This window comes from Enterococcus sp. FDAARGOS_375 (genome assembly GCF_002393265.1).
Taxonomy (GTDB): domain Bacteria; phylum Bacillota; class Bacilli; order Lactobacillales; family Enterococcaceae; genus Enterococcus_D; species Enterococcus_D innesii.
Window position 1 is genome coordinate 1,551,182 of record NZ_CP023515.1, and the last position, 15,940, is coordinate 1,567,121.

Here is a 15,940-nt window from a genome sequence, read left to right on the forward strand (position 1 = left end):
TTTTGAAATAATATGTGAATAAAGTAACATGCTTAAAACAAAGGAGAGAAAAAATGGAAACAAAAATCAATCGTTGGCTGATTCTGATCGCTTCGACCGCTGTATTATTGTGTACGGGCGCTGTTTACGCCTTTAGTGTTTTTGCAGGACCTCTTAGTCAATTAAAAGGTTGGTCCATGGAAGAGATCATGCTAGCCTTTACCATCAATGCCGCAGTTGGCCCGATTACCATGATTTTGGGTGGTTTGCTGACAGACCGAGGAGCTGCTAGGTGGGTCATCGCTGGTGGAGGCGTGTTGTTCGGAGCGGGCTTCTTCCTGACGGGTTTGGTCAACTCACCCGCCATGCTGTACCTGACTTATGGAGTTTTTGCTGGTTTAGGGCAAGGCTTTGCCTATTCGGCTTGTTTAAGCAATACGATTCGGCTATTCCCGGATAAACGGGGACTGGCTTCGGGCTTGATCACAGCAGGCATGGGTGGAGCAGCGATTATTGCCGCACCAATTGCGAATCGTTTGATCGAATCACAAGATGTCTTAGCAGCCTTTCGGATTTTAGGAATTGCCTATATCGTGATCGTCTTGGTGGCTAGTCTATTTATTCGTAAAGCACCAGAAAATTACCGTCCAGCGGGTTGGCAACCAGCGAATCAAGGAAAAAATGGTCCTCAAATCAATCTGAATTGGCTGGACATGCTGAAGACACCAACTTTTTACTTGATTATTGTTATGTTAGGGGTAGGGGCTTTTTCAGGTTTGATGATTGCTTCTAACGCCTCAGTGATCGGGCAAAGTATGTTTGGTTTGACGGCGGCTGCCGCTGCTTTTTATGTCAGCTTGTACTCATTGAGCAACTGTTTTGGTCGTGTCCTTTGGGGCACCGTTTCTGATAAAATTGGTCGGACGAATACGTTGATGATCATCTATGGCGTGGTGGCATTGTCCTTATTCCTATTGACGCTTGGTCAAACAACTGTGATCTTCACTGTCGGGATCATCGGTTTAGGACTGTGCTTCGGGGGCGTGATGGGGGTTTTCCCATCGATCGTTATGGAAAATTACGGACCGATCAATCAAGGGGTCAACTATGGAATCGTCTTTGTTGGTTATTCTACGGCGGCATTCTTTGGTCCTAGAGTGGCAGCAGCAATCGCAGAAAGTAACCAAGGAGATTATACAAAAGCCTTCTATACGGCAATTTTCTTGGCGGTTTTTGGGCTTGTTCTCAACATAGGCTATGCGATGCTAAAAAAGGCCCAAAAGCCCGCACCTGTTATTAAATAACAATTCAACCAAAGCAGTCTTTTTGATAAAGGCTGCTTTTTTGGTGCCAAAACCACTCTTTTTTCTTTTTTTTAAAACAGAGGATTGGCAGATGAAGCAAAAGAGAAAACTGTTTCATAGCAAGAACTTATCTCGTTGATTTCACTGTTTTTTCATCTTAACCCCCCATTTTTTAATAAATCGTGTTACAATAAAAAAAGGCTAATACGACGGAGGGATTAAATGACAATTCGTAAAGAACGACGCCGCTTAGAAAAGCGCTTGAAGCGCACGCAATATACCCAAAAAAGTATTACGATGGCTACTACTTTAGTAGCGGGATCAACGTTTATCCCGACCTTAGGGCATGCGGCTGAAACGGCAACGACAGAAACCAGCAACGACCCTAAAGTTGTTGAACAAACAACAATCAGCAGTACACCTGAAACCGACAGCACGCCAGTTGAGGAAACCACAGAATCGACGCCAGCACCTGTTGTGACCGAAGAAACCTCGGAAACGACGGAGGAGTCAGGGACGGAAGCAGTTACTGAGGGATCAGAAACAGCGACGACAGAAAGCACAACAGTCGCTAGTGATGAAGTCTTGGAAGCAGATGAAGTACCATCAGCCCTTTCTGATTTGACTAGTCGGGCATTATTTTCACGGGCAACGATCGATCCGGCTGCCTTTATCAGTCAGATTTGCGGCTATGCAACGGAAGTGGCGGCAGCAAACGATCTGTATGCCTCTGTTATGATGGCACAAGCGATTTTGGAATCTGGTTGGGGCGCATCAACTTTGACGACCACGGCCAACAATATGTTTGGGATCAAAGGTAGCTATAATGGCCAATACGTGACAATGGATACGTATGAAGATGATGGTTCAGGCAATTATTATTTGATCAGCGCCAAGTTTCGGAAATACCCATCATTAAAAGAGTCTTTTGAAGACAATGCGTATGTGTTGCGCAACACGAGTTTTTCTAGCGGCAACTACTATTACAGCGGTGCGTGGAAAAGCAATACGACCTCTTACACGCAAGCGACCGCTTGGCTGCAAGGGCGGTATGCAACCGATACTTCTTATGCCAGCAAATTAAACAATTTGATCAGTACGTATAATTTAACGCAATATGACACTGGCAGCTCAAATGCAGGCGGCGGCAATAGCAATGAAACGATCGTCAGTGATGAAACAGCGATCAATCAGCAGATGAAAACCACGGCCTCTATGAATATTCGTTCCGATGCTTCCACCAGTGCCTCTATTACTGGTTCGTTAGCAGCTAATACAACGTTTACGGCAACGGCGACCAAAACCGGCACCAGCGTCAATGGCAACACCACGTGGTATAAGATTTCTGGCAAAGGTTGGGTTAGCGGCGCGTATTTGACGAAAGTTTCGACCGATTCTTCAAATAACAATAGCGGATCAGGCAATACCGGTTCTGACAATAGCAATTCTGGTACGACGATCAATAAGCAAATGAAGACGACGGAAGCGATGAATATTCGTTCTAGCGCGTCCACTAGCGGATCAGTGGTAGGATCACTTAGCAAAGGCACGACCTTTACTGCCACTTCTATGAAAACCGGTACATCAGTCAACGGCAATAAAAATTGGTACTATGTCTCTGGCAAAGGTTGGGTCAGCGGCGCCTACCTTACTGAAGTGACCAACAATAATGCTTCTGAATCGGAAAAAGAAGACAATGGTTCAAGCATCAATCAACAAATGAAAACGACGGCCGCATTGAATGTTCGCTCCGATGCTTCTACTAGCAGCCGTGTCGTGACAACGCTTGGTCAAGGGGTAACCGTTACCGTGACAGCGAAAAAGAACGGCACTTCAGTGGAAGGCAATAAAACGTGGTACTACGTTTCTGGCAAAGGTTGGGTCAGTGGTGCCTACTTGACAACAACCAGCAGCTCTTCCAATAATAACGGTTCAACAACCACAAATCAAAAAATGAAAACCACCGAGATTTTAAATGTTCGTTCCGATGCTTCTACCAGCAGCAGTATTACTGGTTCTTTAAGTAAAGGGGCAACCGTCACAGTTACCGCAACAAAAACCGGGACGACCGTCAATGGCACGAACAAATGGTATTATGTTTCTGGCAAAGGTTGGGTCAGCGGTGCCTACTTAACAGCTGCTAGCAGTGGGGCTTCTAATACGAATACCAGCAGCAGTAGTTCAACGAAGACGCATACGGTGAAATCAGGTGACAGCTTATGGTCACTGGCACAAAAATACAACACCAGTATCAGTCAACTCGCATCATGGAACAACATCAACAGCAGCTATACGATCTTTGTCGGACAAAAACTGATCGTTTCCAAGTAACAAGCAAAAAAACCGCGTGCAAGCCATTGGCTCACGCGTTTTTTTTATGCTGGATCAAGCGTTCACTAAGCTGCTAGCGGTTTATCAAGAAACTACTTGTTTTTCGTAAGCGCAATCAAACTATTTGGTCAATCATAGAACCCTGCGTTAGAATGAAAGAAGCAATAGAAATTGCTAGTTTTAAAAGAATTGCTTCAGAACCAGAACAATCGAAGCGTACACAAAATAAGGAGGATTTCACATGCACAACAGAAACCTAACGATTATTGGCAGTTACGACACTCGAACAGAAGTATTACCGGTTATTGAGCAATTGACAAACGAAGGCTATGGCAAAGACGATATCGTGCTGTATGCGAATCAAACAGTCATCGATCAATTTGGGTTAGAATCCATCGATGATGTGGAAGTGGAGCATGCTGCTAGTGAAGACGAAGATCGTTCGCTTTGGGAAAAAATCAAAGATGCGTTTTCTTTTGGCGATTCAGATCACAGAGACGATGAACATGATCCATTATACGGCTACCGAGATGACATCGAACGAGACAAACTCGTTGTCGGCGTCTACGATTATCAGCCGATGGACAAAATAACGGATCGTGATGCAGATACTGAGCCAATCATCGATCAACCGTTACCAGGTGAAACAGCGATGCCCGATGAGTCCGTTCATCCAACACCGCGCATGGGAGACAGTGATATTGAAGCACCGATCCATGACCCGAATCATCTGCGAAACTTATAAGTAAAAGAATTTCTTAAGTAAAGGAACTATTAAAGCCAGAGGAACGAGCATCCGTCGCACCTGCCAACCCTTAGTAAAGGGATGGGCCCGCAGGTGATCGACCGTCGCCCTCGGGCTTTTTTTGTTGCGCAACGGGCATTCATGTCTTTGTCATCTTTGAAAATAAAACTTAATTTGTTGACGATTGCTTTTTTTTGTATAATATAAGAATGAGATAGATCATTGACGGAAGGTCCAACCATATTTTTGGGAAAGGATGGGGAGTGCGATGAAATTCAAGTTCAATATGCAGTCGGCATTAGTCAGTTGTTTTGTTGCGGTTTTTTTGAGTGTGGCGATCAATCAAGATGCCAATGCCTTTGTTGCCGCGCCCTTTGTTCGAGATTCTTCCAGTAGTTCCTCCGAGCCACCTTACCAGACCGCAAGCAGCAGTATCGAAGAAACCTCTGATTCCAGTCAGATTTTTTATGAAGCCAGTGTTAGTTCGTATACACCGTCTTCAACGACTAGTCGCTCGATCGAAGCGTCGACAAATGAAGGCACGTCTGTTTCTGTAAGCGAAGTAGAGACAGAGCCTAGCGTCAGTACTTCTGCAAGTAGCGAAAGCAGTTCGAGTACCGCGCCCAGTGGCGGATCAACCACCACCAGCGATACCTCCAGCAGTAGCGCTAGCAGCAGTTCTTCAAGCTCTTCGTCTACGAGTTCGACCAGTACTACAACAAGCAGCTCCAGCAGTGAAACGACTGAACCGTCTTCGGAAACCTCCAATAGCGATGACGAAGCTGCGGAAGATACGAGTGAAAACGTTGATCTAACAGTCGAAGGGGTCAACTGATCCCAGTTTATAAGGAAAACCAGTCCAATCCAAAGGCACCATTTCAGCTAGGCTTTATGCCTAGCTTTTTTATTTGCTTGTGTGAAGGAGGTCACGCCCGGCCATTGCTATAAATAGGCTTTTTCGTGGCTGTGTTTCCGTAAAGTCGCAGAAAGCAGCTATCCCTTTTGACTAGTGAAAAAAGCGACTACCCTCAGTCCTGCGTGTTTATTTCCTTCCTTCCTAAAAAAAGCTGCACTTGCAAGCATATCATAAAGTGATTCTGAGTAGTTTCGCTATAATAAGTGCGAGGAGGGGTGTTATGGGAAAGTATTTTAAGCACTTCGAAAAACTGATTAGTGTTGTGGTTGATATTATGTTAGGACTGTTGGTTCTGTTGGTTTTGGTGGTGATGGCGGAAGCGATCTATAAAATCGTTGTCCATGTGATCCCACTGCATGAAGTTAGCGATCTTTCTTTATTGATCGAAGAGATCGCAACATTGTTTATTTTACTGGAAATTATTTTGATGTTATTGCGTTACGTAAAAGAAGGTCACCATATTCCGGTGCGCTACTTGATTTTGATCAGTATCACAGCGATTTTAAGGGAGTTGCTTTTAGCGCAGGGAAAAGGGTTAGAAACGCTCTTTTTAGCCTTAGCGATCTTGGTCTTGATCATTGTGCTGCAGGCGTTGGAAAAACTCAAAGCCTTTCATAGTTCCAAAGGACTGTAAAAAAAATCATCCGATTGGTTGACGAATGACTCGTCAAGGGATCGGATGATTTTTTAATTCTTCAAAAAGCACGAGGCTTTCTTGCTGTAGCCGCTTGCCGATATCTGTTTGGCCTACCGTGGTTCTTTCCGTTTGCCGCACGACGATTTTTTTCTGAGTGACGATGTCACGCCGCTGCTGGATAGCTTGCTGGCGATCTGTAAAGGGTTGATGGGCTGCTAAGGTCATACCAAAGGAATTTGACAACAGCGTGTAACCGGCAATGCCTGTGACGGATTGGTAGGAGCGGGAAAGTCCGCCATCAATTACCAATAAACGACCATTTGCCTTGATGGGCGTCTCACCTTTACGCACTTTGACAGGGGTATGGCCATTGATGATGTGACCTGTCGGCGGCAGACCGAAGGCAGCTAGGACACGGCAGCAGAAGTCTTCGTTTTCCCTTAAAGAATAATAGGCATTTTTTTGTTCCGTATGGGTGTTGCGATCTGGTATAAAGTAGCGCTCAAAGGTTTTCATGGCTTTTTTGCCGAAGAGGGAAGAGCCTTCGCCGCACCAAAGATACCAGATCATATCGGTGGCAAGGTCTGTTTGCTTTTCTGGTTGGGCAAAGCTTTCCTGCAAACATTGCTGAAAAAAGTCCATCAACGCTTTGCCTGCTAAGGGCTGCTGCTGGAAAGTAAAGGCCAGGAAATCGCCGTTTTCCTGACAAGGCAGGCAGCCGTGATACAGCAGGTTGTCGTTGAAGCGCTGGTACAAGGTGCCATGCTCAACTAAAAAGCGCATATGCGCAGCTAAGCGGGGCGAGCGTTGAAATTGGCTCAGCAAATCTTGCAGTACCTCATGTTCTTCGGCTGTCAAACGGTAAGGATCATCGGGATCTACTAGTTGAAAACAGCCGTTGATCAAAGGATAGGTCTGGTCTAGCTGGATTTGTTGCCGATCTTGAGACAAGCGATGCAACAAGCAGCGCTCTGCCATCGCAAATGCTGGCCGCCGCTGGATCACGGCTGCTTCGACTTTGAATTGGATGATGGCAAACGCCTGTTGCAAAAGCATGGCTGCTTTTTTTTGCTGGCTTGATAAAGGGTCCACTGTTTTTTGCGGATAAAAGCCGGCATTTTCTGTGTAATATTTTTGGCTAAAAGCCAGTGCTTTTGATAGATCGATCCCATAACCATCTTGTAATAATGCCAGATTGCCGTAGCGAGCAGCGATGCGAATCGTATTGGCCAAACAGGGCAGCGAGCCGCAAAAGCTACCGATCCACAAGATATCATGGTTGCCTAGCTGAATATCCAGTGAAGGCAAAGTCATCAAGCGATCGACGATTTTGTCTGGCGCCGGTCCTCGATCATAGATATCGCCTAAGACATGGAGATGATCCACTACGAAGCGCTGAATCAAGTACGCCAGTTCTTGGCAAAAAAGCGGAGCTGCCTCTAATTCAATGATCTTATCAAAAATCGCCTGATAGTAAGCTTCTTTATTGAAGTCGGCATCATATTGGTACAACAGTTCTTCTAAGATGTAAGCAAAAGAAGTCGGCAATGCTTTGCGTACCTTGGAGCGTGTGTATTTACTGGAAGTAAAGCGGGCAACTTTCACTAGCTGTGCCATCTTCAAGCGCCAATCGGCAGGGGTCCATGCCTGTTCTTGTAATAGCTCCTCTGGATAATAAATGACAAAACAAAGTTCGGTCTGTTCTTCTTTCGTCAAGACGCCAGTAAACAAAATCTCGACTTTTTCTCGGATACTGCCAGAACCATTCCGCAAAATATGGTCAAAGGCATCGTACTCGCCATGCAGATCGCTGACAAAGTGCTCGGTGGCTTTCGGCAGCTGCTGGATGGCTTCCAAGTTGATGATCTCGGTCAGGTTTGCCAAGGCGTCTTTATTGAACATGGGCCTGTTCTTTGGCTTGTTCTTCAATCAGCATCGCGCTTTCTTCAATGGAGCGTTTGCTGACATCGATCACCGGAATGTTCAGCTTTTTGAACCATTCATTCGCGTAAGCTAATTCTGCTTCGATTCGTTCACAATTGGTGTAATGGGTCTCTTCTTTCAAACCCAATGAATGCATCCGGGACCGCCGAATCTCGGTCAGGGATTCTGGATTCGTAGTCAAACCGACCATTTTCCGTGGGTCTACTTGGTGCACTTCGGCTGGCAAAGCGACTTCAGGAATCAAAGGCAGATTCGCCACTTTGTAGCCACGATTTGCCATGTATAGGCTCAATGGGGTTTTTGAGGTTCGCGAAACCCCTAAGAGGACAAAGTCAGCATCGAGAAATCCCCGTGGGTCTTTGCCGTCGTCGTATTTTACGGCAAATTCCATCGCTGCCACCCGGCTGAAATATGCTTGGTTCAAGCGATGCAAGGCACCAGGCTCTTGGACGGCTTCTACACCGAATGTTTTTTCTAGCATCGTGGTCAAAGGCGACATAAAATCGACATACTGCAAACCAGTCCGTTTGGCAAAGGCATCAACAAAAGCGACTAATTCTTTATTAACTAAGGTGGTAACGACGATCGATTTGTCTAGCAAGGCATCTTTGAGGATCTCGCCTAAGCTCTCTTCATCATTAGTAAAGGGAAAGAGCTGGATATCTGAAAGGTCGATCGTGGGAAACTGCGCGGAAACGGCGGCGATCAGCTTTTGTGCCGTTTCGCCTACGGAATCTGAAATCAAATATATTCGAACGTTCTTCATTGTTTTTGCCCCCTAAAAGTGTGTGTTGTCACTGTCATTGCCTGCTTGAATAAAGTAATTCATCAGCCGTGTCTTCGTGATTTTGCCGATGACTTTTTTTGGTTCCTGCGGATCGACCACAGGCAAGGTATCGACTTCATGTCGTCCTAACAACGTACCAGCCGTCAAGATCGTTTCTGCCGGTGTGATGGTCACGATGTTTGGCATGCGAGTCATGATCATCGCTACAGGTGTTTTTTCTGGTGCGGCATTGCTGATCGCAAAGCGCAGTAGGTCTTTGCGGGAGAGGACCCCAATCAGCTCGTCTTGGTCATTTTTGACATAGAGGGAACCGACATCGTACATAAACAAAGTCGTGACCGCTTCATAAACGGAGACCGTTTGTGAGATCAGCAACGGCGGGATCATGACTTCTGCAACTTTGGTATGATAGAGTTTTTCGAAAAGCAAAGGCTCAACGGTTTGTCCTGTATAGAAATAGCCGACTTTCGGTCGGGCGTCTAATAAACCGGTCATGGTCAAAATCGATAAGTCATTCCGCAAGGTTGCGCGGCTCAAGCCCAACTGCTTCGCAATGGTCTCCCCACTGATCGGCTGATGCTCTTTGACGATCTCAATGATTTTCATTTGTCTTTGGCTTAATTCCAATGTGTCACCTTCTTTCTTTTATGTGCTATGCTATTGATTATATGATTTTCCGAATAAAAAGGCAATCCTTCTCTTTTAAAAAGGATAAATCCCTTAAAAGTTTTCTTTTTTCAGCTTGACGATTAAATGTGTCATACTATATACTGCTAATTAATCGAAATAGTATATAACATTTAAAAGGAGGAACATGATGGAAAAAGCAGTCGTATGGTTTTCAGAAGGCACAAAAGAGCAAAAAGCACTATTAGGCGGGAAAGGGGCAAATCTTGCGGAGATGACCAATTTGGGTTTGCCTGTTCCCCAGGGATTTATCGTCCCTGCGACTATTTGCCTGACCTATTTAGAAGAACAGGTTCTTCCTGAGGCGATCATCAAGCAAGTCAAAGCTGCCATCGAAGAATTGGCAGTCCGCAGGAACAAAACATTTGGCGGACTGCAGTCGCCGTTGTTGGTTTCTGTCCGCAGTGGGGCTAAGTTTTCCATGCCAGGGATGATGGATACGATCTTAAACCTTGGGTTGAATGATGAAACCGTCCAAGGCTTGGCTCAGCAGACGGGGGACCCCGTTTTTGCTTATGATTGTTACCGCCGCTTGATCCAGATGTATGGGGATGTGGTGAAAGGTGTAGCAAAAGAGCACTTTGAAGCCTACTTGACAGATTATAAGAAACAGCAGAATTATGCGTCAGACCAAATGATGACCGGCAATGATTGGCAAATGATCTGCCGCGTGTTTCAAAGTATTTATATGGAACATACTCAAGAAGCGTTTCCGCAAGACCCGTTTCAGCAATTGTTGGCAGCCATCACGGCGGTTTTTCGCTCATGGAACAACCCACGGGCAAAGACCTACCGATCTCTCCATCGCATCCCTGACGATCTAGGGACTGCCGTAACGATTCAAGAAATGGTTTTTGGTAACAGCGGGATAAATAGCGGGACGGGTGTCGCCTTCACCCGCAATCCAGCAACCGGGGAACCGGGACTTTTCGGCGAATTTTTAGTGTGTGCCCAAGGGGAAGATGTGGTTGCAGGGATTCGTACACCGCAACCGATCCAAGCGTTGGCACAGCAGCATCCCATGATCTATCAGGAATTAAAGCAACTGGCTGAGCGTTTGGAGGATCACTATCAAGACATGCAAGACATTGAGTTTACCATCGATGACGGCCAGCTGTTTGTCTTGCAAACGAGAAACGGCAAACGAACCGCCGTTGCCGCAGCGCAAATCGCAACGGATATGGTCGCAGAAGGTCGGATCACTATCAGGCAAGCACTAGATCGCATCACACCAGAAATGATCGATCAATTGCTGCACCCGTTATTTGCCCCCGAAGCCTTACAGCAAGCCAAAGCCTTTGCGCAGGGCTTGCCGGCTAGTCCAGGAGCAGCTTCAGGACATGTCTATTTCACTGCAGAGGCGGCGGAAAAAGCCAGCCGCGCAGGAGAAAAAGTCCTGTTGCTGCGGCAGGAAACCTCACCTGAAGATATTGAAGGCATGGTGGTGAGTGAAGCGATCATTACCGCTCGTGGGGGGATGACTTCGCATGCAGCGGTGGTCGCCCGTGGTCTGGGGGTCTGCTGTGTGGTAGGGTGCGAGGCATTAAGTGTCGATGTATTTTTGAAGCAGGCTCGCTGCGGCGAGCTGCTGATTGAAGAAGGTGACGTGCTTTCGGTAGACGGCAGCACTGGCAAACTGTATCAAGGGCAGCTGCCTATGACCAGTGTCCAGGAGCGGGTCTTGCTGGATCAGCTTTTGACGTGGGCACAAGCCCAGGCAGATCTAAAGGTTTACGCAAATGCGGAAACAAAAAATGACATTGAGGCTGCGCTGGCCTTTGGGGCAGCGGGCATCGGTCTGGCACGGACGGAGCATATGTTTTTTGGGGAAGAGCGTTTGTGGAAAATGCGGGAAGTCATTTTGGCAGAAACGAAGGAGGAACGATTGAAGGCGTTGGCTGAGATCAAGGCTTATCAAAAAGCCGATTTCCAAGAAATGCTGCAGGCCGCGCAAGGAAAGAAGTGCACGATTCGTTTATTAGATCCACCACTTCATGAATTTTTGCCCCATGAGCATGAACGCCTTGAAATGGCTCGCCGTAGTCAAAAATCATTGGCAGTGATCGAGCGGCGAATTGACGAGCTGCAAGAGGTCAATCCCATGATGGGGCATCGCGGCAGCCGTTTAGGACTGAGCTATCCAGAAATTTATGAAATGCAAACAGCGGCGATTTGTGAAGCGGCTGTGGAATTGCGGCAGCAAGGAGTCGAGGTAGAGGCGGCGATCTTATTGCCCCTGATCAGTTTGCCCGCAGAGCTGCAGGTGTTGAAAGCGACGTTGACGCAGGTGATCGCTCAAGCAGAAGCAACCCTGCAGCAACCATTGCACATCGAGATCGGCATGATGATCGAGACACCTAGAGCGTGCTTGATCGCTGGGGAGTGTGCTGAAGATGCTGCGTTCTTTAGTTTTGGTACCAATGACTTGACCCAAATGACCTTTGGCTTTTCGCGGGATGATGCAGGCAGCTTTATTCAAGCCTATTTGCAGTCGGGGATCTTACAAGAAGATCCTTACCAGCACTTAGATCAGGCGGGTGTTGGCACGTTGATGCGCCAAGCGATCACTGGCGTAAGAGATCGTCAGCCAGAGCACTCGATCGGTGTTTGTGGCGAAGTCGGCAGCGATCCCTATTCCATTGCATTTTTGCGAGAGATCGGCATCGACTATGTTTCTTGCTCCCCATACCGAATCCCTGCTGCCTGGTTAGCGATCGCCCAATCCGCCCCCATCATCGAAGAGGCGTCAGTGGGCTCCCGCTAAAATAGGAGAAAAAAATACACCGCAGTCCACTAGCAAGGCTCGCCTGCTTGGTGGATTACGGTGTGTTCGTGCAGCGTCGTTCTTACAGGGGCTGATCCGTTTTTTGAATCGCGGGTTTGCGTCCTTTTAAATACCAAGTGATCCCAATGACATGGGCGAGGTAGATGGCAGCGAGGACGAAACGTACCAGCAGATTGGGGATCAATAGTGCAGGAATGGCAAAGACTACCAGCATCATGGCAAACATCCGAACCATTCCCTTGGTGCTCAGCTGTTTTTGTACGAGTGGTTTTTCAATGTATTTTTGATAATTTTCTGATTGAACCAAGCGTTGATAATAGGTATCGGAACTCCGCAGCCAGAAATAAGCCGTCAGCAAGTAAAAGACCGTTGTGGGTAAGAAAGGTAAAAAGATTCCTAAAGTACCTAGACCGAATGTCAGTGATCCACAAAGAAAAAATAGTGTTTTTTTCAAAAGTAACCCTCCTTATTTGGGTGTTTCGTGTCTTACCCTCAGTATAACGGAGGAGGGGCAGCTTGAACATGCGTTTTGTGTTTTTCCCCGTTTTTTAGCGGCAATAAGAGTTTTTCTTCCCCATACTCCTGCTTTTTTGATAGACTAGAAACAACACAAAGGGGGAAGCAGCATGGAAACGATTGAATTGAATACCGGCATTCAGATTCCAGTGATCGGCAGTGGGACGAATACATTTGGGAAAGAAAACCGAGAATACCAAGGTGCGATCAATGATGATACGACAGAGCTGTTGACTGCCATCAAGCTTGGGTATCGGCATTTTGATACAGCGATTTCTTACCGCAACGAAGCCGTGGTAGGCAAAGCCATCAAGGAAAGCAGGATCGACCGCAGCGAATTTTTCCTGACTTCTAAGATTCCTGGCAAACCAGAGCATACGCAAGATGCAGCTGCCGTGAAAGCGTCTGTCGAAGCGAGTTTAGCAGCCTTGCAGACGGAATCGATCGATCTTTATTTGATCCATCATCCGTGGGACAACTTGGCAGAGATCGCAGCTGTCTGGGCGGTTCTTGAGGCTTATGTCGATAAAGGAGTCTTAAAAGCGATCGGGGTGTCCAATTTCCAAGAAGAAGAACTTAGCTATTTATTGGCAAACAGTCGGATCAAACCAGCGGTCAATCAAATCGAATCGCATCCAGGCAAGTGGAACGATGCGATCATCGCCTATTCCTTAGCCAATCAGGTAGTTCCAGAAGCCTGGGGGCCACTTTCACGGATTTCAGAAGCGGCACGGGAAACCTTGACCCAAATCGGTGAAGCGTATCAAAAAACCTGGAGCCAAGTGGTCTTGCGTTACCAAATCGAGCGTGGGGTGATCGTGATTCCGAAATCCCATTCAGAAAAACATCAAGCCGAAAATTTAGCGCTCTTTGATTTCGCTTTGACTGCGGAAGAAAAAGCCGTCATCAAAGAATTATAGGCAATAAAAAGCAGTCCCATTAAAGGGGCCCCTACAGCCAGTGCGGAAACTTCCGTGCTGGCTATTTTTATGCAGTCGCAACGCTCCTTCATGACTGAGGAGCTTTTCTATTCGTTAGATCAGCAACCGTAAGCCTTAGCAAAAAAGAAAATGCGCTTGCAGCCGTTTCTGCCAATGAACCCTCTTAATCATTCAAAGAAATAACCGATTATCCTTACTAAGGGTCGTCTACGGACGAGTCTTCATTGGATCGTGTGAAATTGGAAATGAAGGAGTGGCACAGTTGTGAAAAAAAGAAAAAAGACGATAGGAATTTATGTGATGATCACCTTGATGCTGGTTGCGGGGATCCCGATCATTGTCATGCTGACAAGTTCCTATTTAACCACCAAGAACTTATTGATTGAACGAAATGATTTGAACAAAGAAAGTGCCGTCAATTTGATCTTGGCGGAAGAAAAGAGTTTGCGCCGATCGACGGAAAGCAAATTGAAGTCAATGGCTGAACTGCCAGCGATGAAAACAGAATTCAGCATGGGGCGCATCCGTTCAGATCTTTCTTTAGCGATTGCTGGGAGCAACAGCTTCTTAGCGGTGACTTTTGGGACAGAAGATGATGAATATGTGACCTTCAACCCCTTACCAGATGATTATAAGCCTACGATTCGGCCATGGTACAAAGGGGCCGTAAAAGCCGAAGGAGAAGTGTATTGGACAGCACCTTATTTAGATACGGTGTCGAATCAATTTGTGACGTCGGCTTCGATCAGGGTCAAAAATTCCCATAATCAAGTGGGGGTTTTAAGCGTCGATGTTTCCTATGAAAGCATTCAAAACATCTTGTCTTCCTTTACCGTAGGGCGGACTGGGAATGTCACCTTAGTTTCAGAATCTGGGGTCATCGTGACCTCAAAAAACACCAAACAAATCGGTAAGAATATCAAAGAAGAAGAAGTATTCCAAAAAATCAAAGAAGCTAAAAACCCGACAGGCATGGTTGGCTTAGGCGACTCGAATAAAGTCAACGATGTGTTGTATGACAAGTCTGCTGATTCCAATGTTTGGGCGTACTCCGAAGTCAAAGCTAGTGATCTAGACAAAGAATTAGGAGCGTTAGTCCGCACCACCATTATCGTTACGATCTTGATGTTGCTCTTTGTAGGACTGGTTTCTTATGCTGCGATCAAAGTAGTCGCAGCGATCATCGATTGCTTCAATCGTTACTTTAGAAAAGTCGGTGAAGGCAAACTAGAGAAGATGAGCAAAACCAAAAGAGCCAAAGGCGAAAAATGGACATGGGATCAATTGGCACGCCGAGTTGTATATCCAGACAAAGCAGGCAATGAGATCCAGCAAATGGCGGACAATTACAATGTGATGATCGAAGGCACGGGTGCATTGATCCAAAAAGTACAAAAAGAAAGCAACAGTGTCGCAGGAATGTCGGATTCTTTATTAGAATTGTCAAAACAAACCAATATTGCGACAGAAGAAGTCTCTCAAACAATTACAGGGATAGCTGAAGTGACCGGTGCGCAAGCCCAAGAAACAGAATACAGCGTGTCACAAATGCAAAATCTGTCGCAAGTCGTGAAAGAATTACGAGAAAATGTTGGCGGCATGAGCAGCAAGTCACAAGAATCTACGAAGATCAATCAAGAAAACTTAACGATCATGGATCAAGTCGATGACAGCTGGCGACAAGAGTTGGCACAGATGGAGCGTTTGATGTCGAACATGACGGGAATGAATGATAGTATCCAAAACATCAACTCGATCATTGGGGTCATCAACGATATTTCTTACCAAACCAACTTGCTAGCCTTGAATGCATCGATCGAAGCCGCAAGTGCAGGTGAGTCGGGCAAAGGCTTTGCCGTCGTGGCTGCTGAGATCCGTAAATTGGCGGAACAAAGCAAGGCTTCTACCAAAGAGATCGAAGCGATCATTGAAGAAATTCGTGAGCAGTCTAGTCAAATGGTCAAACAAACGTCGGCATCTGTCAAAGGCGGCGTTCGCCAAACCAACTTGATCAAAGAAGCGATCTCGTCTTCAAAAGAAGTTTTCCAACGCAGCAGCTATATGATCGAAGGCATCCATCATATTGAAGCAGCCAGTGCCCGTATCGAAAACATTCAAAACAGTGTACTGGAAAACTTAGAAAACATTTCCGCATCAACGGAAGAAAATGCCGCTGGTACACAAGAAGTTTCCGCAAATGCAGAAGAAGTCTTGGCAACCATGGATGAATTTACCAACCATGTGGCCGATCTCAGAGACATTGCAGAAGAGTTGAAGCGATTGACCAATCGGTTTGAAGTGGAAAAATAAACCAAGCAAAAAAATCACTCATCAGCTATTCGCAAGAATGGCTCGTGGGTGATTTTTG

The 15,940-nt window shown here is 46.3% G+C and carries 12 protein-coding genes; 8 read left to right on the forward strand and 4 right to left on the reverse strand.

Translation table 11 applies throughout. From position 1 onward, the window contains the following. Positions 1 to 53: 53 nt before the first annotated feature. The 5 genes from CO692_RS08470 (at position 54) to CO692_RS08495 (ending at position 5,909) form a co-directional block, all read left to right on the forward strand. Positions 54 to 1,283: an OFA family MFS transporter gene (locus tag CO692_RS08470; RefSeq protein WP_096742031.1), complete on the forward strand. Its 1,230-nt coding sequence runs from the start codon at positions 54 to 56 to the stop codon at positions 1,281 to 1,283. Positions 1,284 to 1,505: 222 nt separating this feature from the next. Continuing rightward, positions 1,506 to 3,614: an SH3 domain-containing protein gene (locus CO692_RS08475; protein ID WP_096742032.1), complete on the forward strand. Its 2,109-nt coding sequence runs from the start codon at positions 1,506 to 1,508 to the stop codon at positions 3,612 to 3,614. Between the two features lie 241 nt (positions 3,615 to 3,855). Continuing rightward, positions 3,856 to 4,359, forward strand: a complete 504-nt coding sequence (locus CO692_RS08480) for a general stress protein (protein ID WP_005226556.1) — start codon at positions 3,856 to 3,858, stop codon at positions 4,357 to 4,359. 268 nt (positions 4,360 to 4,627) lie between these two features. Further along, positions 4,628 to 5,194, forward strand: coding sequence for a hypothetical protein (locus tag CO692_RS08490; protein WP_015508723.1), 567 nt, complete (start codon positions 4,628 to 4,630; stop codon positions 5,192 to 5,194). A gap of 301 nt (positions 5,195 to 5,495) precedes the next feature. Then, a complete protein-coding gene (locus CO692_RS08495) occupies positions 5,496 to 5,909 on the forward strand; it encodes a phosphate-starvation-inducible PsiE family protein (RefSeq protein WP_005232820.1) in 414 nt (137 codons plus the stop codon). A gap of 33 nt (positions 5,910 to 5,942) precedes the next feature. On the opposite strand, the gene CO692_RS08500 is transcribed toward CO692_RS08495, so the two are convergent. From CO692_RS08500 to CO692_RS08510, 3 genes are read right to left on the reverse strand one after another with little or no spacing between them, the layout of a single operon-like run. Further along, positions 5,943 to 7,814, reverse strand: coding sequence for a fructose-1,6-bisphosphatase (locus CO692_RS08500; RefSeq protein ID WP_096742033.1), 1,872 nt, complete (start codon positions 7,812 to 7,814; stop codon positions 5,943 to 5,945). Further along, positions 7,804 to 8,622, reverse strand: coding sequence for a pyruvate, water dikinase regulatory protein (locus CO692_RS08505; protein ID WP_005226564.1), 819 nt, complete (start codon positions 8,620 to 8,622; stop codon positions 7,804 to 7,806). The genes CO692_RS08500 and CO692_RS08505 overlap by 11 nt, the downstream gene beginning before the upstream one ends. Before the next feature lie 12 nt (positions 8,623 to 8,634). Then, on the reverse strand, positions 8,635 to 9,270 hold the full coding sequence (locus CO692_RS08510; RefSeq protein WP_077453152.1) for a helix-turn-helix transcriptional regulator: 636 nt from the start codon (positions 9,268 to 9,270) through the stop codon (positions 8,635 to 8,637). Between the two features lie 190 nt (positions 9,271 to 9,460). Between CO692_RS08510 and ppdK the strand changes: the two genes are divergently transcribed. After that, on the forward strand, positions 9,461 to 12,094 hold the full coding sequence (ppdK, locus tag CO692_RS08515; protein WP_096742034.1) for a pyruvate, phosphate dikinase: 2,634 nt from the start codon (positions 9,461 to 9,463) through the stop codon (positions 12,092 to 12,094). A gap of 82 nt (positions 12,095 to 12,176) precedes the next feature. Here the strand turns inward: ppdK and CO692_RS08520 are convergent, their stop codons facing one another. Beyond that, positions 12,177 to 12,569: a YbaN family protein gene (locus tag CO692_RS08520; protein WP_005226569.1), complete on the reverse strand. Its 393-nt coding sequence runs from the start codon at positions 12,567 to 12,569 to the stop codon at positions 12,177 to 12,179. Between the two features lie 172 nt (positions 12,570 to 12,741). Between CO692_RS08520 and CO692_RS08525 the strand changes: the two genes are divergently transcribed. After that, positions 12,742 to 13,551 (forward strand): aldo/keto reductase family protein, encoded by an 810-nt coding sequence (locus tag CO692_RS08525; RefSeq protein ID WP_096742035.1) that lies wholly within the window; start codon positions 12,742 to 12,744, stop codon positions 13,549 to 13,551. A 285-nt stretch (positions 13,552 to 13,836) separates the two neighbouring features. Further along, on the forward strand, positions 13,837 to 15,882 hold the full coding sequence (locus CO692_RS08530) for a methyl-accepting chemotaxis protein (protein WP_005226571.1): 2,046 nt from the start codon (positions 13,837 to 13,839) through the stop codon (positions 15,880 to 15,882). The last annotated feature ends 58 nt before the right edge of the window (positions 15,883 to 15,940 follow it).